General features: G+C 59.8%; 21 protein-coding genes and 1 pseudogene. 7 read left to right on the forward strand and 15 right to left on the reverse strand.

Going from position 1 to position 23,637, the window contains the following annotated elements; translation table 11 throughout:
- Positions 1-107 precede the first annotated feature (107 nt).
- The 3 genes and pseudogenes from AC3WQN_RS04265 to AC3WQN_RS04275 all read right to left on the reverse strand — a co-directional run bounded on the left by AC3WQN_RS04265 (position 108) and on the right by AC3WQN_RS04275 (position 3,993).
- Entirely contained in the window at positions 108-1,304 is a 1,197-nt protein-coding gene (locus AC3WQN_RS04265; protein WP_103398792.1) for an MFS transporter, read from the reverse strand.
- Positions 1,305-1,333: 29 nt separating this feature from the next.
- Positions 1,334-2,410, reverse strand: a pseudogene (locus tag AC3WQN_RS04270) (SagB family peptide dehydrogenase).
- A gap of 386 nt (positions 2,411-2,796) precedes the next feature.
- The gene (locus AC3WQN_RS04275; RefSeq protein WP_095081576.1) at positions 2,797-3,993 is read right to left on the reverse strand and encodes a class I SAM-dependent rRNA methyltransferase; all 1,197 of its coding nucleotides are present in this window, start codon (positions 3,991-3,993) and stop codon (positions 2,797-2,799) included.
- Positions 3,994-4,140: 147 nt separating this feature from the next.
- Here AC3WQN_RS04275 and AC3WQN_RS04280 point away from each other — a divergent pair, with 147 nt between their 5' ends.
- A complete protein-coding gene (locus AC3WQN_RS04280; RefSeq protein ID WP_095081574.1) occupies positions 4,141-5,010 on the forward strand; it encodes an HDOD domain-containing protein in 870 nt (289 codons plus the stop codon).
- A 30-nt stretch (positions 5,011-5,040) separates the two neighbouring features.
- Positions 5,041-5,853, forward strand: a complete 813-nt coding sequence (gene mutM / locus AC3WQN_RS04285) for a bifunctional DNA-formamidopyrimidine glycosylase/DNA-(apurinic or apyrimidinic site) lyase (protein WP_103398793.1) — start codon at positions 5,041-5,043, stop codon at positions 5,851-5,853.
- A 49-nt stretch (positions 5,854-5,902) separates the two neighbouring features.
- Here mutM and AC3WQN_RS04290 read toward each other — a convergent pair whose 3' ends face one another.
- The 5 genes from AC3WQN_RS04290 to AC3WQN_RS04310 form a co-directional block, all read right to left on the reverse strand.
- The gene (locus AC3WQN_RS04290; RefSeq protein WP_003195146.1) at positions 5,903-6,154 is read right to left on the reverse strand and encodes a YfhL family 4Fe-4S dicluster ferredoxin; all 252 of its coding nucleotides are present in this window, start codon (positions 6,152-6,154) and stop codon (positions 5,903-5,905) included.
- 138 nt (positions 6,155-6,292) lie between these two features.
- Complete coding sequence (gene coaD, locus AC3WQN_RS04295; RefSeq protein WP_071552943.1) at positions 6,293-6,772, reverse strand: pantetheine-phosphate adenylyltransferase; 480 nt, start codon at positions 6,770-6,772, stop codon at positions 6,293-6,295.
- A 115-nt stretch (positions 6,773-6,887) separates the two neighbouring features.
- Complete coding sequence (locus tag AC3WQN_RS04300; RefSeq protein ID WP_103398794.1) at positions 6,888-8,483, reverse strand: GMC family oxidoreductase; 1,596 nt, start codon at positions 8,481-8,483, stop codon at positions 6,888-6,890.
- Between the two features lie 68 nt (positions 8,484-8,551).
- Positions 8,552-9,097, reverse strand: a complete 546-nt coding sequence (locus AC3WQN_RS04305) for a twin-arginine translocation pathway signal protein (RefSeq protein ID WP_095146040.1) — start codon at positions 9,095-9,097, stop codon at positions 8,552-8,554.
- Between the two features lie 26 nt (positions 9,098-9,123).
- A complete protein-coding gene (locus tag AC3WQN_RS04310; protein ID WP_095146042.1) occupies positions 9,124-10,554 on the reverse strand; it encodes a coniferyl aldehyde dehydrogenase in 1,431 nt (476 codons plus the stop codon).
- A 146-nt stretch (positions 10,555-10,700) separates the two neighbouring features.
- Here AC3WQN_RS04310 and AC3WQN_RS04315 point away from each other — a divergent pair, with 146 nt between their 5' ends.
- Together AC3WQN_RS04315 and AC3WQN_RS04320 are read left to right on the forward strand one after the other, a co-directional pair.
- Complete coding sequence (locus AC3WQN_RS04315) at positions 10,701-11,372, forward strand: TetR/AcrR family transcriptional regulator (RefSeq protein WP_103398859.1); 672 nt, start codon at positions 10,701-10,703, stop codon at positions 11,370-11,372.
- A 33-nt stretch (positions 11,373-11,405) separates the two neighbouring features.
- Positions 11,406-12,260, forward strand: coding sequence for a sulfurtransferase (locus AC3WQN_RS04320; protein ID WP_103398795.1), 855 nt, complete (start codon positions 11,406-11,408; stop codon positions 12,258-12,260).
- Positions 12,261-12,347: 87 nt separating this feature from the next.
- Here AC3WQN_RS04320 and AC3WQN_RS04325 read toward each other — a convergent pair whose 3' ends face one another.
- From AC3WQN_RS04325 to AC3WQN_RS04355, 7 genes are all read right to left on the reverse strand, one after another.
- Positions 12,348-13,364, reverse strand: a complete 1,017-nt coding sequence (locus AC3WQN_RS04325) for a hydrolase (RefSeq protein ID WP_256587197.1) — start codon at positions 13,362-13,364, stop codon at positions 12,348-12,350.
- Between the two features lie 75 nt (positions 13,365-13,439).
- Positions 13,440-14,927 carry a M16 family metallopeptidase gene (locus AC3WQN_RS04330; RefSeq protein WP_256587198.1) on the reverse strand — a complete coding sequence of 496 codons (1,488 nt, stop codon included), beginning with the start codon at positions 14,925-14,927 and terminating at the stop codon, positions 13,440-13,442.
- Complete coding sequence (locus AC3WQN_RS04335; RefSeq protein WP_103398797.1) at positions 14,893-16,236, reverse strand: M16 family metallopeptidase; 1,344 nt, start codon at positions 16,234-16,236, stop codon at positions 14,893-14,895. Before AC3WQN_RS04335 ends, AC3WQN_RS04330 begins: the two co-directional genes overlap by 35 nt.
- A gap of 251 nt (positions 16,237-16,487) precedes the next feature.
- Positions 16,488-17,093, reverse strand: coding sequence for a 16S rRNA (guanine(966)-N(2))-methyltransferase RsmD (rsmD, locus tag AC3WQN_RS04340; RefSeq protein ID WP_103398798.1), 606 nt, complete (start codon positions 17,091-17,093; stop codon positions 16,488-16,490).
- Positions 17,093-18,583 (reverse strand): M16 family metallopeptidase, encoded by a 1,491-nt coding sequence (locus tag AC3WQN_RS04345; RefSeq protein WP_103398799.1) that lies wholly within the window; start codon positions 18,581-18,583, stop codon positions 17,093-17,095. Before AC3WQN_RS04345 ends, rsmD begins: the two co-directional genes overlap by 1 nt.
- Positions 18,576-19,931, reverse strand: a complete 1,356-nt coding sequence (locus tag AC3WQN_RS04350; protein ID WP_103398800.1) for a M16 family metallopeptidase — start codon at positions 19,929-19,931, stop codon at positions 18,576-18,578. The genes AC3WQN_RS04345 and AC3WQN_RS04350 overlap by 8 nt, the downstream gene beginning before the upstream one ends.
- A gap of 151 nt (positions 19,932-20,082) precedes the next feature.
- Complete coding sequence (locus AC3WQN_RS04355; RefSeq protein ID WP_103398801.1) at positions 20,083-20,277, reverse strand: hypothetical protein; 195 nt, start codon at positions 20,275-20,277, stop codon at positions 20,083-20,085.
- On the opposite strand from AC3WQN_RS04355, the gene ftsY reads away from it, so the two are divergent.
- The 3 genes from ftsY to ftsX are packed head-to-tail and all read left to right on the forward strand — an operon-like array spanning position 20,276 to position 23,573.
- Positions 20,276-21,883, forward strand: coding sequence for a signal recognition particle-docking protein FtsY (gene ftsY / locus AC3WQN_RS04360; RefSeq protein ID WP_103398802.1), 1,608 nt, complete (start codon positions 20,276-20,278; stop codon positions 21,881-21,883). The genes AC3WQN_RS04355 and ftsY overlap by 2 nt on opposite strands.
- Positions 21,883-22,554, forward strand: a complete 672-nt coding sequence (gene ftsE, locus AC3WQN_RS04365; protein WP_103398803.1) for a cell division ATP-binding protein FtsE — start codon at positions 21,883-21,885, stop codon at positions 22,552-22,554. Before ftsY ends, ftsE begins: the two co-directional genes overlap by 1 nt.
- A complete protein-coding gene (gene ftsX, locus AC3WQN_RS04370; RefSeq protein ID WP_103398804.1) occupies positions 22,551-23,573 on the forward strand; it encodes a permease-like cell division protein FtsX in 1,023 nt (340 codons plus the stop codon). The genes ftsE and ftsX overlap by 4 nt, the downstream gene beginning before the upstream one ends.
- Positions 23,574-23,637 lie beyond the last annotated feature (64 nt).

Raw genomic sequence — 23,637 nt, forward strand, 5'->3', positions numbered from 1 at the left:
CCGGCGAGCACGAGCGGGCGGCATATACCATTGTAGGAGCGAGCGCGCTCGCGAAAAACGCCAACGATGACACATTCCACCTGATACACACTGCGACAGCGGCCCGATCAGTGCCCGACTCTCGCATTTGTCAGCAAGCCCCACAGGCTGCAACCAATGAAACCGATGGCGATCATCATCAGCAACTGATCTCCGGCATGTGCCAGGGCAGCACTACTGATGGCGGCGGTGATGAACATGATGGTGTTGCCTGCTGACGCAGCGGTTCCAGCATGGTTGGAAAACAACAGCATGGCTGCAGATATGGCCGCCGGCCGTACCAAGGTGACGGCCAGTGCACTGATGAGCATCGGCACAATCAAGGTGATCGTCGTCATTGCATGGTTGCTTACGATCAACCCTAACACCAGGCCAGCGACGCCCAGCAAGCTCAATCCCAGGTTGATTTGCAGGGTGAGGGAGATGTGTTTCTGCACCGCTGAAGCCAGTACCCCGCCGAGTACATAGGCTACTCCATACACCATGAGCACCAATGCATACTGATATTCCGATAACTTCAGGTCGTCCATGAAAACCAGTGGGGTCACGCTGATAAGGGCGAAATAGCAGGAAAATACCAACGCAGCGATCCACCAGTAGCGGACAAAGTCTCGATTACCCAGAATGGCTTTCAGCGTGCGGGTAACTGAAGTGGGCGCACGTTCGGAACGGGCTTTCCTGGAGGGCAATATCAAGCGGGCGTGGGTAAGTATCCCGAGTGCGACAAGGGAAAACATATAAAAACTACCTTGCCAGTCGAATGTATTTTGCAGCCATGACCCAAGCAAAGGGGACAATGCGACGAAGGACCCGCTCAGGGTCATGTAATAAATGCGTACACGAGCTCGGTCCTGTTCATCGAACAGGTCTTCCACGAGTGCGTGACCCAGTACAAAAAATCCACACCCTAAAGCCTGAACAGCGCGAAAGAACAGGAAACTCAAATAGTCCGCAGCCAGCGCGCAACCTATTGCGCCAAGCGCAGAAAGGGTGAGGCATCCGAGAAGTACCTCTTTTCGCCCCCACTTATCCGAAAGGGGGCCGGTTATCAACTGTGAAAATGAGAAAACCAGAGTGAAGAGACTGACGGAAAGGGCAATGTCAACCATTGGAGTGTTGAACTCCATGGATAGGGCAGGGAAAGAAGGGAGCAGAATGTTGAGTGGGAAGAAGCTGATGAGCGAGATACTGGTGATGAGGATGAAGCGTGAGACTTTTTGATTTTGCGTGATGCTTATTGTTTTTGTGTGTGAGGGCGCTAACATTTTTTGGTTTCCGGAGTGATATGGCAGTTTTATTGTTTTAATAGGCTGCTGAACTCTTCGCAAAATGCCTCACCGTTACTATGTCCGGCACCTACAAAGAGAAAGACCTGTTCTGAAAGGCCTTTCAGGTTTAGAAGTTTCTCTATTTTTGACTCGCTCAACGCAGCAGTAAGCCAGGTGCCCAACCCCAGTGAGGTTGCGCATAGTTGTAGGGTTTGTGAAATGTGGCCAATTTCTAATAGTGCGACCCGGTAGGCCTGGGAGTGGGGGTATTTCCACCAGATTTTGTTCAGGCGTGAAGTAATGAATACCCCAAAGGGAAGCGTGTTGGCGAAGTGTTGACCTTGTAAAAATGAACCAAGGGGCTCCTTTGTGCGGTTCAGTAACTTCAAAGCGTGCGTTTGTGGATGATAGTAATAAATTCCAGGCTCTAATCCTTGGATATTATATGCATACAAGTATCCTTCACTGGCGTTGAGCCCGCCGCCCGATGGACTGCTGCGCCGCGCTCTGAGCCAGCCGGGTGTCAGTTCGCTGATTTCGCTATCTCGCTCCTTCAGGTAACCGAGGGAAAGGTAGAGTAGGGTGCTGATGTCGCTGAGCGATACGTGATGGTCCAGAAATGAACGGCACGTTTTCCGTTGCAGTAGGGTTTTCCTGAATTCGACACCTTCGTCGATAGCCTTATTGGCGAAAGGCTCCGGCAGGCAAATCATGTCTTCTGCGTGAAGATGGGCTAGTGGGTGTGGCGATGGTGGTCGGCGGTTCATTACCTCCTGGCAGTGAGAGAGGTAATACTCGGCCCAGTCCTTTGTGTTATTTGGGGCGTCATCGAAAATGAGGTCTTTAGTACCTATATGGAAGATTTTTGAAAGGTCATCCCACTCTCAGTCATTCTGCGGTATCAGTAGATCAACAAGAATTCCGGCCGCCAAAAGCTCTGTATCTATTGAGTGGCCTGAATCGAACAATGATGTCTCTTCAATAAGATCTATTAGTCGACTGGCATATGGCTTTTCGAGTTCGAATTGTTCATGGGTTTTGTAATTCCAAACAAACAGTCGGGGTGGTTTGGGGAGTAAAAAGATGTGAGGGTTAATGTGCATGCTGTCCCCCTGTTTTAAAAGCCGGGCTGAGACTCGGCAGTCCGGCTCTTCCTTGATTTTTATTTAGGTATGCCCAGCATGGCATGATGATGTACCGCTACTGCGTGCTCAAGATTAACTTTTTTCATGGTTCAACCTCCTGTGAAGGGCTTGATATCCGCCACTTATGTTTTAAGTGGTAGTGCAGATAATAAACTTGATTGAAGGGAGGTCAATCGGAATGGCTGTAAGGTGCTTCCCGGAGTTTTGTGGCTCTGGTCCTACAGTTTGTTATTCTGAAAATAAGTTATTAATAAGTATAAGGTTTTATGTGCGGGTGGCGGGTGGGATAAGTTGATCGCTCACACGCCGTGAGTGCAAGCGATCAACCTGGAGCGAAGCAAGCCTTAGCTGTTAGGCAACAACCGGCAGGTAATGCTCTTGATATAGCGGGTTTCGGCGATGGCCGGGTGTACCGGGTGGTCCGGGCCCTGGCCGCCACGCTCGAGCAGCTGGATATTGCGGTCCAGGTGACGGGCGCTGGTCAGCAGGATGTTCTGCAGGTCGTCTTCGGGCAGGTGCATCGAGCACGAAGCGCTGACCAGGATGCCGTCCTTGGTGAGCAGGCGCATGGCTTGCTCGTTCAGGCGGCGGTAGGCGCCTTCACCGTTCTTCATGTCTTTCTTGCGTTTGATGAACGCCGGCGGGTCGGCCACGATCACGTCGAAACGCTCTTCGCTGGCTTTCAGTTCCTTGAGGGCTTCGAACACGTCGCCTTCGATGCAGGTCATCTTGTCGGCGAAACCGTTCAGTGCGGCGTTGCGCTCGACGCCGTCGAGGGCGAAGGCCGATGCATCGACGCAGAACACTTCACTGGCGCCGAACGCGGCAGCTTGCACGCCCCAGCCGCCGATGTAGCTGTACAGGTCCAGTACGCGTTTGCCTTTGGCATACGGTGCCAGGCGCGCGCGGTTCATGCGGTGGTCGTAGAACCAGCCGGTTTTCTGTCCCTGAATGACCGGCGCTTCGAATTTCACGCCGTTCTCTTCCAGGGCTACCCACTCCGGCACCAGGCCGAACACGGTGTCGACGTAGCGTTCGAGGCCTTCGGCGTCGCGTGCCGCGGAGTCATTCTTGAACAGGATGCCGCTCGGCTTGAGCACTTGGGTCAGCGCGGCGATCACGTCTTCTTTATGGGCTTCCATGGTCGCCGAAGCGATCTGTACCACCAGGATGTCGCCGAAACGATCGACTACCAGGCCCGGCAACAGGTCCGAATCGCCGTAGACCAGGCGGTAGAACGGTTTGTCGAACAGGCGGTCACGCAGCGACAGGGCCACGTTGATGCGGTGCACCAGTAGCGACTTGTCGAGCGGCAGCTTGATGTCGCGCGACAGCAGGCGCGCGCAGATCAGGTTGTTCGGGCTCATGGCGACGATGCCCAGGGGCTTGCCGCCGGCAGCCTCCAGTATCGCTTGATCGCCCGCCTTGAAGCCGTGCAGTGGGGTGGCGGCTACGTCGATTTCGTTACTGTAGACCCACAGGTGACCGGCGCGCAGGCGACGGTCGGCGTTGGCTTTGAGGCGCAAGCTTGGCAGGGACATGACGTCGCTCCAGGTGAAAAAAAGAGCGGGATTATAGCGCTAGATGGGGGGTTGCAGCGCGGTTGTTTATAGGCGTTGCGTCGGACAGATCGCCCATGTGGCGGTTTTTTTCCGCTAGAATCGATCACTTGCCCAGAGTGAGTACTTATGTCCCAAGAGCTATCTTCCGAACAGATCCAGCAGGCCCTGCAAGGCATCAGCGTACCGCCTCAACCGCAAATCATGGTGGATTTGCAGATGGAGCAGTACATGCCCGACCCGGACCTGGAAGTGATCGCGAAGCTGATCTCCCAGGACCCCGGCCTCTCTGGCGCCTTGCTGAAAATCGTCAACTCGCCGTACTTCGGCTTGAGCAACAAGATCGCGTCGATCCAGCGTGCGGTAAACCTGCTGGGCAGCCGTTCGGTGATCAACATGATCAACGCGCAGTCGATCAAGGGCGAGATGAATGACGACACCATCGTCACCCTCAACCGGTTCTGGGACACCGCCCAGGATGTGGCGATGACCAGCCTGAGCCTGGCCAAGCGCATTGGTTCGCAGGCGGTGGACGAAGCCTACGCCCTGGGGTTGTTCCACGATTGCGGCGTGCCGCTGATGCTCAAGCGCTTCCCCAACTATATGTCGGTGCTGGAAGAGGCCTATGCCAGCGCGAGCGCCGAGTGCCGGGTGGTGGACACGGAAAACCGTGCGTTCAACACCAACCACGCCGTGGTCGGCTACTACACCGCGAAGTCCTGGCGCTTGCCGGAGCACGTGACCCACGCCATCGCCAATCACCACAATGCGCTGGCGATCTTCAGCGATGAGACGTCGCGCAACAGCCAGTTGAAGAACCTGCTGGCAATCCTGAAAATGGCTGAGCACATTTGCGCGTCGTACCGGGTACTGGGCAGCCAGGTCGAAGATCATGAGTGGGACAGCATCGGGCATCTGGTGCTCGACTATGTCGGCCTCTCGGACTACGACTTCGAAAACCTCAAGCAGACGATTCGCGAGCTCGGCGCTCACCACTGAGTGTCGGACCTTTCCTGAGCCGAGTACGCCATGCCCGAATTGCCAGAAGTCGAAACCACCCGCCGCGGTATTGCGCCCTACCTTGAAGGCCAGCGTGTCAGCCGCGTGATTGTGCGCGAGCGGCGCTTGCGCTGGCCGATTCCGGAGGACCTCGATGTACGCCTTTCCGGGCAGCGCATCGTGGGGGTGGACCGCCGTGCCAAGTATTTGCTGATCAATGCCGAAGTCGGCACCTTGATCAGCCACTTGGGCATGTCGGGCAATTTGCGCCTGGTAGAGATCGGGCTGCCAGCGGCCAAGCATGAGCATGTGGACATTGAGCTGGAGTCCGGCCTGGCCCTGCGCTACACCGACCCGCGACGTTTTGGCGCGATGCTCTGGAGTCTTGACCCGCTGCATCATGAACTGCTGATTCGCCTCGGGCCCGAGCCTTTGACCGACCTGTTCGACGGTGAGCGGTTGTTTCAGTTGTCGCGGGGGCGCTCCATGGCGGTCAAGCCTTTCATCATGGACAACGCCGTGGTGGTGGGGGTTGGCAATATTTACGCGACCGAAGCGCTGTTTGCCGCCGGGATCGATCCGCGTCGCGAGGCCAAGGGGATTTCCCGGGCGCGCTACCTGAAGCTGGCGATCGAGATCAAACGCATTCTGGCCGCGGCCATCGAGCGCGGCGGCACTACCTTGCGTGACTTCGTTGGCGGTGACGGCCAGCCGGGCTACTTCCAGCAGGAACTGTTCGTCTACGGCCGGGGCGGCGAAGGCTGCAAGGTGTGCGGGACAGAGCTTCGAGAAGTGAAGCTGGGGCAGCGCGCGAGTGTGTTTTGCCCACGGTGCCAGCGCTGACAGCAGGGCGTGATAGCCCGCAAGTGCGCCCTTTCGGGCGCGACATGGCTCAAGCCTTACCGGTGATTTTCCGGTATTTCTCCATCAACTGCTCTTCAGTTTCCGGATGGGCTTCGTCCAGCGGAATGCAATCCACCGGGCAAACCTGCTGGCATTGTGGTTCGTCATAGTGGCCGACGCACTGGGTGCACAGGTTCGGGTCGATCACGTAGATCTCTTCGCCCTGGGAGATGGCGGCGTTCGGGCACTCGGGTTCGCAGACGTCGCAGTTGATGCAATCGTCGGTGATGATCAGGGACATTGGGGGGCTCCTGCCGGGGCTGTCGACCCAGGCATCTGAAAACTAATGCGCACAATTGTGCCGCATTGACGAGCGCAGTGCACGCGGGGGCGATGGAGGGCAAAAAACGTCCGGGCTGGGCGCGGACGTTTTCGGTCGTTACTTCTTGAAGCGCAGGGTCAGGGCGTCGGCCACGATAGGGTGGACGAACTTGGTGATATCGCCGCCCAGGGCTGCAATTTCACGGACCAGCGTCGAAGAAATAAACGAATAACGCTCGGAGGGCGTGAGGAACAGGCTTTCGACATCCGGGGCCAACTGGCGGTTCATGTTGGCCAGCTGGAACTCGTATTCGAAGTCCGACACGGCGCGCAAACCCCGCAGGAACACGTTGGCATTCTGCTCTTTGGCGAAGTGCGCCAACAGCGTCGAAAAGCCGACGACTTCGACGTTCGGCAGATGCTTGGTGACCTCGCGAGCCAGTTCCACGCGCTGTTCCAGGGGGAACAGCGGGTTTTTCTTCGGGCTGGCGGCGACGGCGATGATCACATGGTCGAACAGGCGCGAGGCGCGTTCGACCAGATCGCCATGGCCCTTGGTAATAGGGTCGAAGGTACCTGGGTACAACACTCGGTTCATCGCGTCGTCCTGGCGGGAATCCGTTGGGGAGTCGGATGGTATCGCAGCATTCCCGGTCGGCCAAGCCACCTTTGCGGTAAGAAAGGACTATAGACGCTGCGAATAATCGATTTTTTCATGGGTTTTTCAAGCGCTCCGCCAGTGCGCTGGCCAATTGCGCGGTCAACCCATAGACCGACAATTGTGGGTTGGCACCAATGCTGGTGGGGAATAGCGAGCCGTCGTGAATCGACAGGTTGCGCAGTTGATGGTGACGGCCAAGGCTGTCGGTGACGGCGATTTTCGGGTTTTCACCCATGGCGCAGCCGCCCATCACATGGGCGCTGCCCAGGCGGGTGCGGTACAGCTCAAGGCTCAGGCCGTCGATCATGGTGCGGGCTTCGGCCAGGGTTTTCACGTAGCGCGCGTCGGCGTGCATGGGCATGACGGCCTTGGCGCCCCCAGCGAACTGGATCTCGGCCATGCTGTGAAACGCCCGGCGCAGACCGTCCCAGGCATAGTCCGACACCTGGTAGTCGAGCACGGGCGTGTTATCGCCACGCAACTCGACGCTACCGCCGGTGCTGTCGGGGTGAAAACCGTCGCGCATCAGCGCCAGCATCGCGTGGGTGTGCGGCAACTGGTGCATGTGCTCGGCGCTCTCGGTACCAAAGCCGCCGAGCAGGGTCGCCGCCAATGCTGGGTGTAACGGCGGTACTTCCAGCTTGTAGGACATTTTGCCGGTGGTGCCGTCCTGCCATTGGAAATGGTCGGAGTAAATCGACTGCGGTGCGCCGTAGAATGGGTTGATCACGTTATCGAACAGCCCGGCGGACATGTTCACCGGGTGCAGGAAGGTGCGTTTGCCCAGGCATTCATGTGGGTCTGGCGCCCTGGAGCGCAGGAGCAACGCCGGGCTGTTGATACCGCCGCCGGCCAGCACGTAGTGGCGCGCCTTGACGGTGATAGTGCGTCCGGTCGGGGCCACGCAACGCTCGTCCATTGCCACGCACTGCAGGCCGGTGACCTTGTCGTCCTTGATCAGCAGTTGTTCGGCGCGAGCCAGGTAAAGCAGTTCGCCGCCTTTTTCCAGCGTGGCGGGGATGGTGGTGACGATCATCGATTGCTTGGCGTTGGTCGGACAGCCCAGGCCGCAGTAGCCCAGGTTCCAGCAGCCACGCACATTGCGCGGGATCACGTGCCAGCTGTAGCCGAGTTGTTCACAGCCTTTCTTGATCACATCGTTGTTGGCGTTGGGTGGCACCAGCCACGGGGCGACGCCGAGGCGCTGCTCCATTTTCTCGAACCAGGGTGCCATCTCGGCCGGGCTGTGGCCTTTGACGTCATGCTCTTTGGCCCAGTGTTCCAGGGTCGGCTCGGGGGTGCGAAAACTCGAGGTCCAGTTGATCAGTGTCGTGCCGCCCACCGCGCGCCCCTGAAGGATGGTGATCGCGCCGTCCTTGCTCATGCGGCCGATGCCTTCCTGGTAGAGGTTGGTGTAGGCCTGGTCTTCCAGCATCTTGAAGTCGCTGCTGGTCTTGAGCGGGCCTTCTTCAATCAGCAGCACCTTGTAACCGGCGGCGCTGAGGATTTCGGCGGTGGTGCCTCCGCCCGCACCGCTGCCGATGATGGCAATGTCGGCTTCCAATGTCAGGTCATTGGCCAGTTGCGAGCCATTGTAGGTTTTCCAGCCGCGGGCCATGCCTTCGCGGAACGGGTCGGGTACGGGCATCTGGGACTCTCTTTTTATTTTAAGTAGTGGCGTGAGGCAGACAGCCTCATCACCGGCGAACCACGGTCTTAAACGGTGGGCGGGCCGGGATAGCCGCAATGAGCCCATGACTCGGCGCGGCTGTACCAGGCCATCATCACCAGTTGCAGGATCGAGCTGTGACCCATGCGCAACAGGCTCAATGAGCTGTTTTCCCAGCGTTGCAGGAAGCGGCGGATGTCATCGCCGCTGGCGTTCTCCCAGGCGCCCCAGATTCCGGTCAAGGGCCCGCGGGTGACGGGCATGGCGAGCACATCGAACAACTGCTGGGTCAGCTTGAGCATTTCTGGCGATAAATGATTGAGGCTGTCATCCAGCGATTTCAGGGTGCCTTCGAGGGCCGCAGGCATTTTCTCGGGCGCGATGGCACCGTCGAGCATCACCGGGAGCAGGGCCCGCAGAAATGGCAGGTCGCTGCTGCGCAGCACCGCAAAGCCGCTGGCCGGGGTGCTGGCCGAGCAACCGCTGAGGCTGGCGCCCAGGCCCGCGGTGGCGAGGAAGGCGGTAGCGCCAAGGCTGAATTTGAGCAGGCCGCGCCGTGACAGCGCGGGGGAATCGGAAAGACTGGGGTTCATTATTGTTATTACCCGGCAATGGAATGTCAGCGGATGAACAGCTTCTGAATCAGCTTCTGGATGGATTTGCCGTAAGGCGGGTAAATCAGTTTCGCCGCGTTGAAGCGCTGCTTGATCAAGACACCCTTGGCCTTGCTGAAGGTCAGGAAGCCTTCATGACCATGGTAGTGGCCCATGCCTGACGCGCCGATACCGCCAAACGGCATGTCGTCCTGGGCCACATGCAGCAGGGTGTCGTTCAGGCACACACCGCCGGAATGGGTGTGCTGGAGGACGCGGTTCTGTGCGGCCTTGTCGTAGCCGAAATAGTAGAGCGCCAGCGGACGCGGCCGTTGGTTGATGTAGGCGAAGGCGTCATCCAGCGTTTTGTAGGGCACGATCGGCAGCACCGGGCCAAAGATCTCGTCCTGCATCACGGTCATGTCGTCGCTGACATTGAGCAGCAGGCTGTGGCCCATGCGCCGCCCCTGGTCCTGCTCGAACATCGGCACCAGCAACGCGCCCTTGCTGGTGGCGTCGCTGAGGTAGCCGTGCAGCCGCGCCAGTTGGCGGTCATTGATGATGGCGGTGTAGTCGGGGTTGTCCGCGAGGGTCGGGTAGAACCCGCGAACGGCCTGGCGATAGGCTTCGACAAAGGAACCGACCCGTTCTTCAGGCACCAGCACATAGTCGGGCGCAACGCAGGTTTGTCCGGCGTTGAGGGTCTTGCCGAACGCAATGCGCTCGGCGGCGTCCTTGAGCGGTACGTCGTGGGACACGATGGCCGGGGATTTGCCGCCCAGTTCCAGGGTGACCGGTGTCAGGTGTTCGGCCGCGGCCCGCATCACGTGTTTGCCGATGCTGGTGGCCCCGGTAAACAACAGGTGGTCGAACGGCAGGCGGGAGAAGGCGATGCCCATGTCCGCTTCACCCAGGACCACGCACACCAGGTCTTCGGGGAACACTTTGGCCAGCAAGGTCTTGAGCAGGGCGCCGGTGGCGGGCGTGGATTCGCTGAGCTTGAGCATCACCCGGTTGCCGGCCGACAGGGCGCCGACCAGCGGCCCGATGGCCAGGTACAGCGGATAGTTCCACGGCACGATGATCCCGATCACCCCCAGTGGCTGATAGACCACCTTGGCCTTGGCCGGCTGAAACGCGGCACCGACCTTACGCGGGGAGGCTTTCATCCAGCCTTTGAGGTGTTTGCTGGCGTAGTGGATGCAGTGCAGGCTCGGCATCAGTTCGGCGAGCAGGGTTTCATCCGCGCTGCGGTTGCTGAAATCCTGGCTGATCGCCTCGATCAGGGCCTGGCGCTCGTCACTCAACAGGTCGCGCAGGGCCTTGAGCCACTGCTGGCGCTGAGCCGCTGGCGGCATCGGGTTGGCCGCGTATGCCTGACGCTGGGCGGTAAACAGGTCGTTAAGCTCGCTCAAGGCCTGCTGGGCGTTTTGCAGGTAGGCAATGTCGGCGGTCATGGTGGCTCCGATTATTGTTAGACTGGAGAAGTTTTTAGAGTCTATGCTCTAAAAAGTCAAATGACTACCTCGGGAAGCGATGATTTATCCGTCAACGGATAGGTCGTAAGATGCTCGTCAATGCACTCTGGATTAAAGCCCAAGCCATGGCCCCACGGATAAAAACCAGCGAGCGCATCGTGCAGAACAGCCTCGAGCTGTTCAATCAGCAGGGCGAACGCAGCGTCAGCACCAACCATATTGCCGCGCACATGGAGATTTCTCCGGGCAACCTGTACTACCACTTCCCCAACAAGCAGGCGATCATCGCCGTGTTGTTCAGTGAGTACGAGGCGCTGGTCGAAAGCTTTCTGCGCCCGCCCCAGGGGCGGGTGGCCACGGTTGCGGACAAGCGCTTCTATTTGCAGGCGTTGCTGGCGGCCATGTGGCGATACCGGTTCCTGCACCGTGACCTGGAACACCTGCTCGACAACGATGCCGAGCTGGCGGCCCGCTACCGGCGCTTTTCCCAGCGTTGCCTGATCCAGGGCACGGCGATCTACGCAGGCTTTGTCGAGGCCGGGATCCTGCGCATGGACAAGGTGCAGATCGAATCCCTGACGCTCAATGCCTGGATCATCCTGACCTCCTGGGTGCGCTTCCTGTGCACCACCCGGGAAAACTCCAGCCACCTGAGCGAGCAAGCTATCAAGCGTGGCGTTTATCAGGTCCTGGTGCTGGAAGCCGGGTTTGTCACCGAGCAGGCACGCGAAGAGGTCAGTGCTTTATTCGAGGAGTTTTACGTGCCATTGGCCCAGGCCCTCGAAGAAGTGCAGTAGCATCGACTTCAGACTTACTCACAGGAGCCCGCCATGTCCATCGCGCAACTGATCAGCCCTACTGCCCTGGAACAGAAAAAAGACCAGGCCGGGCTGGTGATACTGGATTGTCGTTTTGCCCTCGAAGATCCGGATTATGGCCAGCGCAGCTATGCCGAAGGGCATATCGCCGGTGCCGTGTTCGCCGATCTGGAGCGCGACCTCAGTGGCCCGGTGATCAAGGGCGTGACCGGCCGCCACCCGTTGCCTGCGGCGCAGTCGCTGATCGAGCGCCTGCAAGCCTGGGGCATCAGCAATGACAGTGAAGTGGTGCTGTATGACGACGGCCCCGGCGCCTTTGCCGCGCGGGCCTGGTGGTTGCTGGCGTGGCTGGGCAAGCGCGACGGCGTGTTCATTCTGGATGGCGGCCTCAAGGCCTGGCACATCGCGGGCCTGCCGCTGAGCCTGGATGCGCCGACCAGGATCAGTGGTACTTTCCAAGGCGTGCCGGATTCGACCTTGCTGCTCAGTGCCGAGAAACTGCAACAGCGCCTCGGGCAACCGTCCCTGACCTTGATCGACGCCCGTGGGCTGCCGCGTTTTCGTGGCGAGGTCGAGCCCATCGACCCGGTTGCCGGGCACATCCCGGGGGCTCAATGTGCGGCGTTCACTGACAACCTGGGCGCGGATGGGCGCTTCCTGCCTGCCGACCAACTCAAACAGCGCTTTGCCGAAAAGCTCGGTGATCGCTCGCCCACCGAATTGGTGGCGTACTGCGGTTCCGGGGTGACGGCCTGCCACAACCTGTTCGCCTTGTGCCTGGCCGGCTACCCGCTGGGGGCGCTGTATGCCGGTTCGTGGAGCGAATGGATTACGGACCCCGCACGCGCGATTGCCACCGGCGACTGAGTCGTCAGGCCGGCCACTGTCCGAGGCCGGTTCAGTTTCGGCCAAGGGGCCGGTAGCCAGATACGGATAGGCCCGCCCGAATTGGTCTTATCCGCGAGCTGTTTGAATCAGCCAATGGGGAATGCGCCGCTCCAGGTAGTAACCGGGAGCGCGCAACGTGCCGTCGACGAAGCCGACATGTCCACCTTTGGCCTGCAGCTCAAATTGCGTGCAGGCCGACAGTTCGCTGGACACCGGCAAACTGTAGGGAAAGACAAACGGATCGTCAGCCGCCTGGATGATCAGTGTCGGCGTGCGGATTTCACCGAGGAAATAGCGGCTGGAGGCACGGCGGTAGTAGTCGTGCGCGTCTTCGAAGCCATGCAGTGGCGCGGTCACTCGGCCATCGAAATCCCAGAAGGTGCGCATGTTGTCCAGCGAGCCCAGTTGGGCCAGTGTCGCCAGGCCCTCGTGACGGCCGTCGAGGAGGAACTGCCGCTCCTTGATCTTGATGTAGGCCAGCATCTCGCGCATGAAGTGCGCCTGATAGACCTTGGAAAAGCCCTGGCCGATACGGTCGGCGCACTGGTCCAGGCGAAACGGCACCGAGACCGCCACGGCGCCCTGCAACTGGCTGTCACTGCCGGTTTCGCCCAAGTGCTTGAGGAGCACGTTGCCCCCCAGTGAATAGCCGACCGCGTACAGCGGTGCTAACGGGCGTGTGGCGCGAAGGTGATTGATCGCCGCCGCGAGGTCTTCGCTGACGCCGGAGTGATAGCTGCGTGGCAACCGGTTCGGTTCGCCCGAGCAGCCGCGCCAGTTCAGGGCGACGCTGGCCCAGCCCTGGGCAGACAAGGCTTTTTGCAGGCCGGCGACGTAGGGTGAGTTCGACGACCCGGTCAACCCGTGCAGCACCAGCACCAAGGGCGTTTCAGCGCTGTGCGGTCCGTGCCAGTCGAGATCGAGGAAATCGCCGTCATCCAGCCATAGGCGTTCGCGTTGTCGGTCCAGGTGCGTGGTTTTACGCCACAGCGGCCCCCACAAGGTTTGCAGGTGCGGATTGCCCAAGCCGAAGGCGGGGGTGAAGGGGCTTTCAGGTGCGTAAACGGGAGAGTGCAGGGGCACGATAATCTCGTTGGATCAGGTGGCGATGGCAGCAGAGCGGGTATTGTGCCCGCTCCACCTGTATCACTGAAAAACCTAACTTGCCACACTCTCGTCGCCAGCGCGACACAGGCTCTGTTGCGGTTGATTGATCGGCTCAGGTAGTGCCTGCTGGGGCGTGGTGGGGCCAAGGGTGACGACATTCCATTGTTCAGTGCTGTAGTGTCGGTTCAGTGCTGCCTTGATTTGCTGGGTGGTCAATTGCAGGGCTTGTTGTACCGTAAAGTCCAGGTCGAAGGGCAAGTCATGTCGGCTGATATCAAACAGTCCAGAAAGTATTTGCGCATTGCTGGCGCTGGTCAGCGCGGTAACACCGCGTAGCAGGTCTTTGGCATCGTCGAGCTCCTGCTGTGTCGGTCCTTCCAGCAGATAGTCCCGAAACAGGTCCTTGATCAATGCCAGTGTGCCCTCGCTGAACTCCGGACTCGTTTGTAGAGAGAGGCTGACTGGATTGTGCCCTTGCCAATTGGGTGTACTCATGTGCACGCCATAAATGAGTCCTCGCCTCTCACGGAGTTCTTTCATCAGGCGTGAGCCGGGGTCGCTCCCTGCGAATATCAGATTAGCCACTTTCAGAGCGGCGTAATCGGGATCCTTGCGTGTGACTCCCTGCTGGGCCAGCATCAGGTGGGTCTGGTTCAGTGGGCTTTCGATATGCCGCGAGGTGCTTGGGTTCTGCGCCTGGGATGGACTGGCTGGTGCCGCCATGGCGGGGGTTTGTGGGAGGGCATCGGTTATTTGCAAGCTGATGCGCTGGGCCTCATCGAGTGACAGGTCGCCGACCAGGGTAATCAGCACATTGCCCGGGTTGTAGTATTTTTTATGAAAGTCCTGCACCTGTTCCCGACTTATCAATGGCAGGCTTTGTACGGTTCCGTAGACTGGCTGGGCATAGGGATGTGTGCCGAACAGCAATTGATTCATTGCTTGACCGACCTGGCTTTCAGGTTGTGTCTGCTGTTTTTCAAGCCGATCAACCAGCTCTGTCTTGACCCGTACGAGCGCTTCTTTGGCGAGCAACGGCTGACCGAGTATGCGTGTGAGCAACTGTACGGCAGGTGTGCGTTTGTTGGTCGCGCTTAGAGTGCGCAGTGAGAATGAGGCTCGCTCCTGATTGATCTCCATGTCCAGTTGGGCACCCAGGCTGTCGAAGGTTTCAAGGATTTGCGTCAGGTTCTGGCCCTGGACCCCTTCGTTCAGCAGGCTGAACGTCGTGGCTGCCAGTCCTGGGTGTTGATCGTCTCGTGCACTACCGGCGGCAAAGCTGACATGCAGGTCGAGCATCGGCAGTTCTGTTGTCCGGATAAACAATACTTTGCTACCGGTGAGGCTCTTCCAGGCATGGATATTCAGTGTGCGGGGCGCGGGTGCCGGTGGCGGTGTTTCGGTCAGTGATTCCAGCCGGTCAGTCGTTTGAGTCGAAGCAATGGTCGATGCACCGGACAGCGCGCTGGCAAGTGCAAGGCACAGCAGCATGGCGTTTCTGAACTTAGTCATTGGTTTGCTCCTGCTGCACGTAAGCAACGCTCAGGCGTTGGCGAGTCAGGTAAGTGTTTGCCGCCTGCTGGATATCTTCGGCGGTCACCTTGTTCAGCTCATTGAGGTCCTGCTCCATACTGCGCCATGACAGGCCGATGCTTTCAAGCAAGCCCATGTGTGCCGCCAGGGACTCAATGGAGTCCTGTTCATAGACTTTGTTGGCGATCAGAAGGGTGCGTGCACGCTCCAGTTCGTCGGAAGTGGGAGGTGTTGTTTTCAGTTCGTCGAGCAACTGCCAGACACGCGCCTGTGCCTGGTCGAGGCTGCTAGGTTGCTTGCCATGGAGCTGAGCGCTGATTGTTAAAAGGCTGTCGCCACGAGTAAGCGAGTTGTACCCGGACGTAATCTCGGAGAACAGTTGCTCAGTGAGCAGTAATTGTTTTTTAAGGCGTGAACCGTTGGAGCCGGCCAGCAAGATGTCGAGCAGGCGCAAGGCATGCACCGTACGCAGGTCTGTCGTCGTAGTCTGGCTGGGTACATTGAAGGTCATCAGCAAGCTGGGCGCATGGACGGGTTGGTGCAGAACAATCTTTCGCTCACCGGGCTCGGCTAACTCCAGTGGCAAAGGGGCCTCGGGGACAGCTCTGCGAGCAATAGCACCGAAGTAGCGTTGGACGAGGGGTTTTATCTGGACGACGGTGACATCGCCGACGATGACCAATGTCGCGTTGTTGGGTGCGTACCAGTCCTGATACCACTGACGTAGCCGTGTCGTGTTCATGCGCTGTAGGTCGTGCATCCAACCGATGACCGGTGTCGCATAGGGGCTGGCTGGGAAGGCAATGCTGTGGAGCCGTTCCATGGCCAGGCCCAATGGCTCATCGTCGGTGTATTCCCGACGCTCTTGCTTGATGACCTCCAGTTCGTTGGAGAAGTCCTCGGCCCGAAGGTGTGCCGTTGTGATGAGGTCGGCCATCAGTTCGAATGCGACATTAATGCGGTGGGGCGGCATGGTTTGGGAGTAGGTGGTGAAGTCCTTGTTGGTGAAGGCGTTTTCTGATGCTCCGAGTCTTGCCAGAATGGCCGATGCTTCGCCTGGACAGGTTTTGCTGCTGCCCTTGTAAAGCATGTGTTCGAGTGCGTGGGATACACCAGACTGCCCTGGCAGCTCGTGACTGGAGCCCACTTTCAACCACAGCTGGGAGGTGACCACCGGGGCTCGATGGTCCTCACGCACCAGTACTTTCAGACCGTTTTCCAGGCTGAATTCATGGGTGACGGAGGTGCTGGTCGCCACTGCCAGGCAGGGCAGCAGCCCGCCCAGGAGCAGCGTGATATTGCGGTAGATGTTCATCCGTTTACATCCTCATTGATCGACGGAAAATGCTGTCAATCACTGTGGGGTGCACACGGATGCGGCAGGTGGTAAGTATTTATGGCTGAACGGGCAGCGTAACCGCCTAATGCCGATCAGTTAAGCCAAAGACCAGCCGAACATAGTACCCGTGGCGAGGGAGCTTGCTCCCTCGCCACGGGGTTCGTGTTCGGCTTTATTTCTCTTAACTGACCGGCATTAGCGTAACCGCTCGTTTTATCGCGCAGGACTCAGGCGTTGCGATGCCACAACGCGTAGTAGACCCGCCCGGATTTTTGCTCGCGGTGCAGGCGCCAGGCTCCCGGCAGGCCGAGCGTCGAAGGCGCGTTTTCGCTTTCCGTGTAGATCCACGCATCGTCGGCCAGCCATTGCCGCTCTTCCAGCAGGGTGCAGACGGCGGGCAGCAGGTTCTGGTTGAACGGCGGGTCCAGGAACACCAGGTCGTAGGCGCTGGCTGGCTGGGTTTCCAGGTAGCGCAGGGCGTCGGCGGTTTGCACCTGGCCGACGGTGCAGCGCAGGGTGCCCAAATGCTCCTTCAGGCTGGAAACCGCCAGGCTGCTGGCGTCCAGTGCCTGGCCCATGGCTGCGCCACGGGACAGGGCTTCGAGAAACAGCGCGCCGCTGCCGGCGAACGGGTCAAGCACCTTGGCCCCGGCCACGTAGGGCGCGAGCCAGTTGAACAGGGTTTCGCGCACGCGGTCCGGCGTCGGGCGCAAGCCAGGGGCGTCCGGGAAGCTCAGGCGACGGCTACGCCACTCGCCGCCGATAATGCGCAATTGGTTCACGCCGTTGTGGACGTTGTGAACGGGTTTCTTGGGACGCGATGGACTGGCCATTAATGCTCCGGAACCCCGAGCGGCTGCTCGGAAGGTTTGTCAGTAGGGGCCGGTAACGGCTTTTGCGGCACGGTAGGGCCAACGGTGACGATGACCATTTTATCCATGCTCAAGTGTTTATTCATGGCGGCGGTGACCTGTTCGACGGTCAGGTCCTGCGACTGCCGCATGAAATCCTCAAGGTAGGTCAGCGGCAAGTCATAGAAACCCATGGCGCCCAGTTGCCCGACAATGTCGGCATTGCTGGCGGTGGACAGCGGGAAGCTGCCGGCCAGTTCACGCTTGGCATCGTCGAGCTCTTTCGGGGTCGGACCCGTTTTAAGGTAGTCGGTCATGACGTCCTGTACCAGCTTGAGCGTGCCTTCGCTCATTTCGGCGCGGGTTTGCAGGTTGATCATGAACGGACCGCGGGCCTGCATCGGCGAGAAGCCCGAGTAGACGCCATAGGTCAGGCCGCGTTTTTCACGGACTTCGCTCATCAGTCGAGTGCCAAAACCACCGCCACCCAGAATCTGGTTGCCCATGGAGACGGCCGCGTAGTCCGGATCGTCACGGTCGATGCCCAATTGGGCGAGCATCAGGTTGGTCTGCTTGGACGGAAACTCGACGCGGCTGGTGCCGGGCTTGGGTTCCACTGGTTGTTCGATCTTGGCCAGCGCCGGGCCTTTGGGCAGGGCAGTGGAGACTTGGGCGGCAATCGCTTCGGCCTCGCTGCGCGACAGGTCGCCGACCAGCGCGATCACCACGTTGCCCGCCGTATAGGCTTTGGCGTGGAAGGCCTTGAGTTGTGCCAGGGTAATTTGAGGAATGCTCAGCGCATTGCCGTCGCTGGAGTGGGCATACGGATGCTGGCCGTACAGACGACGCATCAGTTCCAGGCTCGCCACTTTTGCCGAGTTCTGCTTCTGGTATTCGAAGCCCGCGAGCATCTGGTTCTTGATCCGTGCCAGCGAGTCGGCCGGGAGCGTCGGTTTGCCCACCACTTCAGCGAACAGCTTGAGGGCGGGTTCGCGTTTGTCTACCGCGCTCAGGCTGCGCAGCGAGGCAACCGCCATGTCCTTGTAGGCACCATTGCCAAAGTCGGCACCCAGGCCTTCGAAACCCTCGGCGATCTGGCTGACATCCTTGCCGGCAACGCCTTCGTTGAGCATCGCGTTGGTCAGCATCGCCAGCCCTGGTTTGTCGCCGTCCTGGCTGCTGCCAGCGGCGAAAATCAGGCGCATGTCGAACATTGGCAGTTCGGGGGCGGCCACGAACAGTACTTTTGCACCCTCGGCGGTGGTCCAGGTCTGAACGTCCAGCGTGCGATGGCTCGGCGCCTTGCCGTTGAGTTCCGCCAGCGATTGCAGCTTCTGGCTGGACTTGGCCTTATCGAAGGCTTCGCTGGCCAAGGACTCATCGGTCCTGGAGAAATAGAAGGCGGCAGAGCCGATCAGGGCGACGGCGATCAGGCCGATCAGCGCCCGGCGCGTTGGTTTACGCTCACTCATGAGTCGTCTCCTGTGGCAGAACATGGGCGACGCTGAGACGTTCGCGGGTGAAATAGAGTCGGGCAGCTTTCTGGATGTCTTGCGGGGTCACGCTTTCCAGTTCGGCGAGTTCGCTGTCCATCAGTTTCCAGGACAGGCCGACGGTCTCCAGTTGGCCGATGGCGGTGGCCTGGCTGGTAATCGAGTCTCGCTCGTAGACCAGGCCGGCAATCACCTGGGCCCGCACGCGCTCCAGCTCTTCAGCGGACGGCTCCGTGGTCTTGAGCTGCTCCAGCAGTTTCCACAGGCCGGCTTCAGCCTGGGCCATGGTTTTGTGTTTCTGGGTGTTGGGGGTCGCCGACAGGGTGAAGAGACTGTCGCCACGGGTGTAGGCGTCATAACTCGACGAGCCACCCGACACCAGTTCCTCGCCGCGTTCCAGTTGGGTCGGGATGCGCCCACTGTAGCCGCCATCCAGCAGGGCCGCGATCAGTCGCAGGGCGTTCACCGAGCGTTTGTCTTCGGTGGTGGCGATGCTTGGCACGTTGAAGCCCAGCATCAGGGCCGGCAGTTGGGTCTGCACTTTCAGGGTAATCAAACGCTCGCCGGGCTCGGCCAGCTCTCGCGGAATCTTGGCCGGTGGCACGTCGCGCTTGGCGATCGGCCCGAAGTAGCGTTGTGCCAGGGCTTTTACTTCGTCCGGGGTCACGTCGCCGACCACCACCAGAGTGGCGTTGTTCGGTGCGTACCAGGATTCATACCAGTGGCGCAGCTCTTCAATCTTCATGCGGTCCAGGTCGGCCATCCAGCCGATGGTCGGCGTGTGATAGCCGCTGGCCGGGAAGGCCATGGCCTTGAAGCGCTCGAAGGCCTTGGACATCGGCTTGTCGTCGGTGCGCAGGCGACGTTCTTCCTTGATCACTTCGATTTCGCGGCTGAACTCATCGGCGGGCAAGCGCAGGGTGGCCATGCGGTCGGCCTCCAGTTCAAACGCCACGCCCAGGCGATCACGGGCCAGCACCTGGTAGTACGCGGTGTAGTCATCGCTGGTGAAGGCGTTCTCTTCGGCGCCCAGGTCGCGCAGGATCAATGATGCTTCGCCGGGGCCGACTTTCTCGCTGCCCTTGAACATCATGTGCTCAAGAGCATGGGACAAGCCGGTCTGGCCCGGGGTTTCGTAGCTGGAGCCGACCTTGTACCAGACCTGGGAAACCACCACCGGGGCGCGATGGTCTTCGCGCACGACGACCTTGAGGCCGTTGTCGAGGGTGAATTCGTGGGTCGGTTGAGGGTCGGCAGCCAAAGCCGAAAGGGGCAGACAAACTGTGCTGAGCAGCAGGCCTGCGGCGCGGCGGGCTAGAGCATTCATTCGTTTTTAAACCTGTTGGGCTGCCCGCTTGGCCTTAGCGTCGGCGGGCTAGAGGGTGCTAGGATACTGATCCGTTTTAGCGGCGGCCACGCCTATCAGGCCTTTGTGCTTGATCAGGTTGAATAGGTTTGCGACGGAAGGTGCGGGTTTATCAGCTAAACTCCGCTTTTTCGCCGATTTTGCCGGTCCAGTCCTTTGTGAAATCGATCCTTGAAGTGCCATTTAGCACTTCGACAAAATGTTGCGCGTGAACAAGCTGGGTCAAACGCAGTCTGTTCTGCATCGAATATTCAATTGCCGAGGCGCCACATTGGCGCGTCGCTACCGTGAGATAGCCGTCCTCCATGTTTGGTTCCAACGACGACAAGAAGAACCCAGCTGCGGCTGGCGAGAAGAAAAGCCTGTTCGGATGGCTGCGCAAAAAGCCGCAGGAACCCGTCGTCGAACAGCCACAGGCGCTTCCCGAGGTTGCGCCCGAGCCGGTTGTCAACGCCGCGCCGGTTGCCGAAGCACCGGCTCCCGTGGTGGTAGCGCCGGTCGAGCCGGTACTGCAGCCGGTCGTCGAACCGCAACCTGAGGCGGTGATCGAGCTGCCGCCTGTCGCCGAAGTCGTGCACAAGCCCTGGTTGACCCTGCCCGTGCCGGAAGAGCCGGTTGCGTTGGTCGAAGACGAGCAGGCGCCCCACATCACGCCACCGATTCCCGCGCCGACCGTGGTCCAGCAAGCCGTAGAGCTGTTGGTGGGCGAGCCGAAGCCGCTGGTCGAGCCAGCGCACGAGTCGCTGGAAGTTGAAGAGCCTGACCTGCCACAGCCGATCATCGCCGCGTTTGTGGCGCCAGAGCCTGTGCCTACCCCGGCTCCAGCTCCAATCCCGGTTGTAACCCCAGCCCCGATCACTGCCGTGCCAACTCCGGCCCCAGTGACCGCGCCGGCCCCGATCGCCGCCGAGCCTGCACCAATGCCGGTTGCAACGGCCGCCGCGGAACAGGAAGCGCCTCAACCAGCACGCACTGAAGAGGCCAAGGCCGGCTTTTTTGCCCGCCTCAAGCAAGGTTTGTCAAAAACCAGCGCCAGCATCGGCGAGGGCATGGCCAGCCTGTTCCTGGGCAAGAAGATTATCGATGACGAGTTGCTCGAAGACATCGAAACCCGCCTGCTGACCGCTGACGTGGGGGTCGAGGCGACATCGGTGATCATCCAGCGCCTGACCCAGAAGGTTGCGCGCAAGGAGCTGGCCGATGCCGACGCCCTGTACAAATCCCTTCAGGCCGAGCTGACAGAGATGCTCAAGCCGGTCGAGCAGCCGCTGAAGATCGTGGCGCAGAACAAGCCGTTCGTGATTCTGGTGGTCGGCGTCAATGGCGCCGGCAAGACCACCACCATCGGCAAACTGGCGAAGAAGCTGCAGCTCGAAGGCAAGAAAGTCATGCTCGCGGCGGGTGACACCTTCCGTGCCGCGGCGGTCGAGCAATTGCAGGTCTGGGGCGAACGCAACAAGATCCCGGTGATCGCCCAGCACACCGGTGCTGATTCGGCTTCGGTGATCTTCGATGCGGTGCAGGCCGCCAAGGCGCGCAACATTGACGTCCTGATCGCCGACACCGCCGGTCGTCTGCACACTAAAGACAATCTGATGGAAGAGCTGAAGAAGGTTCGCCGGGTGATCGGCAAGCTCGACGCCGACGCGCCACACGAGGTGCTGCTGGTGCTCGACGCCGGTACCGGCCAGAACGCTATCAACCAGGCCAAGCAATTCAACCAGACGGTCGAGCTGACGGGCCTGGCCCTGACCAAGCTCGATGGCACGGCCAAGGGTGGGGTGATTTTCGCCCTGGCCAAGCAGTTTGGCCTGCCGATTCGCTACATTGGTGTCGGTGAAGGCATCGACGATTTGCGTACTTTTGAAGCAGAACCCTTTGTCCAGGCACTGTTTGCCGAGCGGGAGCGTTAATGATTCGTTTCGAACAGGTCGGTAAGCGCTACCCGAACGGTCACGTCGGCTTGCATGAGCTGAGCTTTCGAGTCCGTCGTGGCGAGTTTTTGTTTGTAACCGGTCACTCCGGGGCCGGTAAAAGTACCCTGTTGCGGCTGTTGCTGGCCATGGAACGCCCAACCTCAGGCAAGCTGCTGCTGGCCGGGCAGGACCTGTCGACCATCAGCAACGCGCAGATCCCGTTCCTGCGTCGGCAGATCGGCGTGGTGTTCCAGAACCACCAGTTGCTGTTCGATCGCACGGTGTTCAACAACGTCGCCTTGCCGCTGCAGATTCTGGGCTTGTCCAAGGCAGAGGTCGCCAAGCGCGTGGATTCGGCCCTGGAGCGTGTGGCGTTGTCGGACAAGACCGACCTGTACCCGGGTGACCTGTCTACCGGTCAGCAACAGCGTGTCGGCATCGCCCGTGCCATCGTCCATCGCCCGGCCCTGCTGCTGGCGGACGAACCGACCGGTAACCTCGACCCGCGGCTGGCGGCGGAAATCATGGGTGTCTTTGAAGACATCAATCGTCTGGGCACCAGTGTGCTGATCGCCAGTCACGACCTGGCGCTGATTGCCCGCATGCGTCATCGCATGCTGACCTTGCAACGTGGCCGATTGATCGGCGACGGGGAGGCCGCGGTATGAGTGCTACCCGCAGTCCGAAGGTTTCCGAGCGAGTGGCCCCGAAGGCCGCCGATCCGCAACCGCAAAAGAATAACCGCGACGAAGACGATGGCCCGGACTTCAAGACCTTGCTGCATGCCTGGATTGAAAGCCATCGCGCCAGTCTGCTCGACAGCCTGCGCCGCCTGGGCAAGCAGCCGATTGGCAGCTTCTTCACCTGCCTGGTGATGGCGGTTGCCCTGAGTTTGCCGATGGGCCTGTCACTTTTGCTGAATAATGTCGAGCGCCTGGGCGGCTCCTGGCAGCGTGCGGCGCAAATCTCGCTGTACCTGCAACTCGATGCCAGCGCCAGCGAAGGCGAGCAACTGCGCGAGCAGATCAATGCCCTGCCAGGCGTGGCCGAGGCCGAGTACATCGGTCGCGAGCAGGCGCTGGAAGAATTCCAGCAGCAGTCGGGTCTGGGTGAAGCGCTCAAGGAATTGCCGGAAAACCCGCTGCCTGGCGTGGTGCTGGTGACGCCGAAGGAGGTCGACAAAGCGGCGCTTGAAGCATTAAGACAAAGACTTTCCGAGATGCCAAAGGTACAACAGGCACAACTTGATCTAGTCTGGGTCGAGCGTTTGGCGGCGATACTCAAGCTGGGCGAGCGGTTTGTCTTCGGTCTGACCGTGTTGCTGGTTTCTGCATTACTTTTGGTGATAGGCAATACCATTCGTCTTCATATTGAAAACCGCCGCACCGAGATAGAAGTGATTAAACTGGTCGGCGGCACTGACAGCTATGTGCGCAGGCCTTTTCTGTACATGGGGGCGCTGTATGGCTTCGGCGCGGGGATCCTTTCCTGGGGTGTCCTGGCATTCGGCCTCAACTGGCTGAATGACGCGGTAACAGGGTTGGCTGGCCTGTACGGCAGTAATTTCGCACTGGCCGGGGTGCCGGTAGCCGATGGTCTGTCTCTCTTGCTAGGTGCGGTGTTGTTGGGGTATATCGGTGCGTGGATTGCGGTGGCACGCCATTTGAGAGAGCTTGCCCCGAAGTAGTGTCTTTTTGCTTGTATGTCCTTTCAGCGTGTAGGGGAACTTGTCCTTCGGTTTCCGGTCAATT

Source organism: Pseudomonas sp. FW300-N1A1 (assembly GCF_058789115.1).

Excerpts from the sequence above, each read along its gene's own strand:
- AC3WQN_RS04265 (WP_103398792.1), bottom strand. The coding sequence starts at position 1,304 with ATGTTAGCGCCCTCACACACAAAAACAATAAGCATCACGCAAAATCAA.
- AC3WQN_RS04275 (WP_095081576.1), bottom strand. The coding sequence starts at position 3,993 with ATGTCCCTGCCAAGCTTGCGCCTCAAAGCCAACGCCGACCGTCGCCTG.
- AC3WQN_RS04280 (WP_095081574.1), top strand. The coding sequence starts at position 4,141 with ATGTCCCAAGAGCTATCTTCCGAACAGATCCAGCAGGCCCTGCAAGGC.
- mutM (WP_103398793.1), top strand. The coding sequence starts at position 5,041 with ATGCCCGAATTGCCAGAAGTCGAAACCACCCGCCGCGGTATTGCGCCC.
- AC3WQN_RS04290 (WP_003195146.1), bottom strand. The coding sequence starts at position 6,154 with ATGTCCCTGATCATCACCGACGATTGCATCAACTGCGACGTCTGCGAA.
- coaD (WP_071552943.1), bottom strand. The coding sequence starts at position 6,772 with ATGAACCGAGTGTTGTACCCAGGTACCTTCGACCCTATTACCAAGGGC.
- AC3WQN_RS04300 (WP_103398794.1), bottom strand. The coding sequence starts at position 8,483 with ATGCCCGTACCCGACCCGTTCCGCGAAGGCATGGCCCGCGGCTGGAAA.
- AC3WQN_RS04305 (WP_095146040.1), bottom strand. The coding sequence starts at position 9,097 with ATGAACCCCAGTCTTTCCGATTCCCCCGCGCTGTCACGGCGCGGCCTG.
- AC3WQN_RS04310 (WP_095146042.1), bottom strand. The coding sequence starts at position 10,554 with ATGACCGCCGACATTGCCTACCTGCAAAACGCCCAGCAGGCCTTGAGC.
- AC3WQN_RS04315 (WP_103398859.1), top strand. The coding sequence starts at position 10,701 with ATGGCCCCACGGATAAAAACCAGCGAGCGCATCGTGCAGAACAGCCTC.
- AC3WQN_RS04320 (WP_103398795.1), top strand. The coding sequence starts at position 11,406 with ATGTCCATCGCGCAACTGATCAGCCCTACTGCCCTGGAACAGAAAAAA.
- AC3WQN_RS04335 (WP_103398797.1), bottom strand. The coding sequence starts at position 16,236 with ATGAACATCTACCGCAATATCACGCTGCTCCTGGGCGGGCTGCTGCCC.
- rsmD (WP_103398798.1), bottom strand. The coding sequence starts at position 17,093 with ATGGCCAGTCCATCGCGTCCCAAGAAACCCGTTCACAACGTCCACAAC.
- AC3WQN_RS04345 (WP_103398799.1), bottom strand. The coding sequence starts at position 18,583 with ATGAGTGAGCGTAAACCAACGCGCCGGGCGCTGATCGGCCTGATCGCC.
- AC3WQN_RS04350 (WP_103398800.1), bottom strand. The coding sequence starts at position 19,931 with ATGAATGCTCTAGCCCGCCGCGCCGCAGGCCTGCTGCTCAGCACAGTT.
- ftsY (WP_103398802.1), top strand. The coding sequence starts at position 20,276 with ATGTTTGGTTCCAACGACGACAAGAAGAACCCAGCTGCGGCTGGCGAG.
- AC3WQN_RS04355 (WP_103398801.1), bottom strand. The coding sequence starts at position 20,277 with ATGGAGGACGGCTATCTCACGGTAGCGACGCGCCAATGTGGCGCCTCG.
- ftsE (WP_103398803.1), top strand. The coding sequence starts at position 21,883 with ATGATTCGTTTCGAACAGGTCGGTAAGCGCTACCCGAACGGTCACGTC.
- ftsX (WP_103398804.1), top strand. The coding sequence starts at position 22,551 with ATGAGTGCTACCCGCAGTCCGAAGGTTTCCGAGCGAGTGGCCCCGAAG.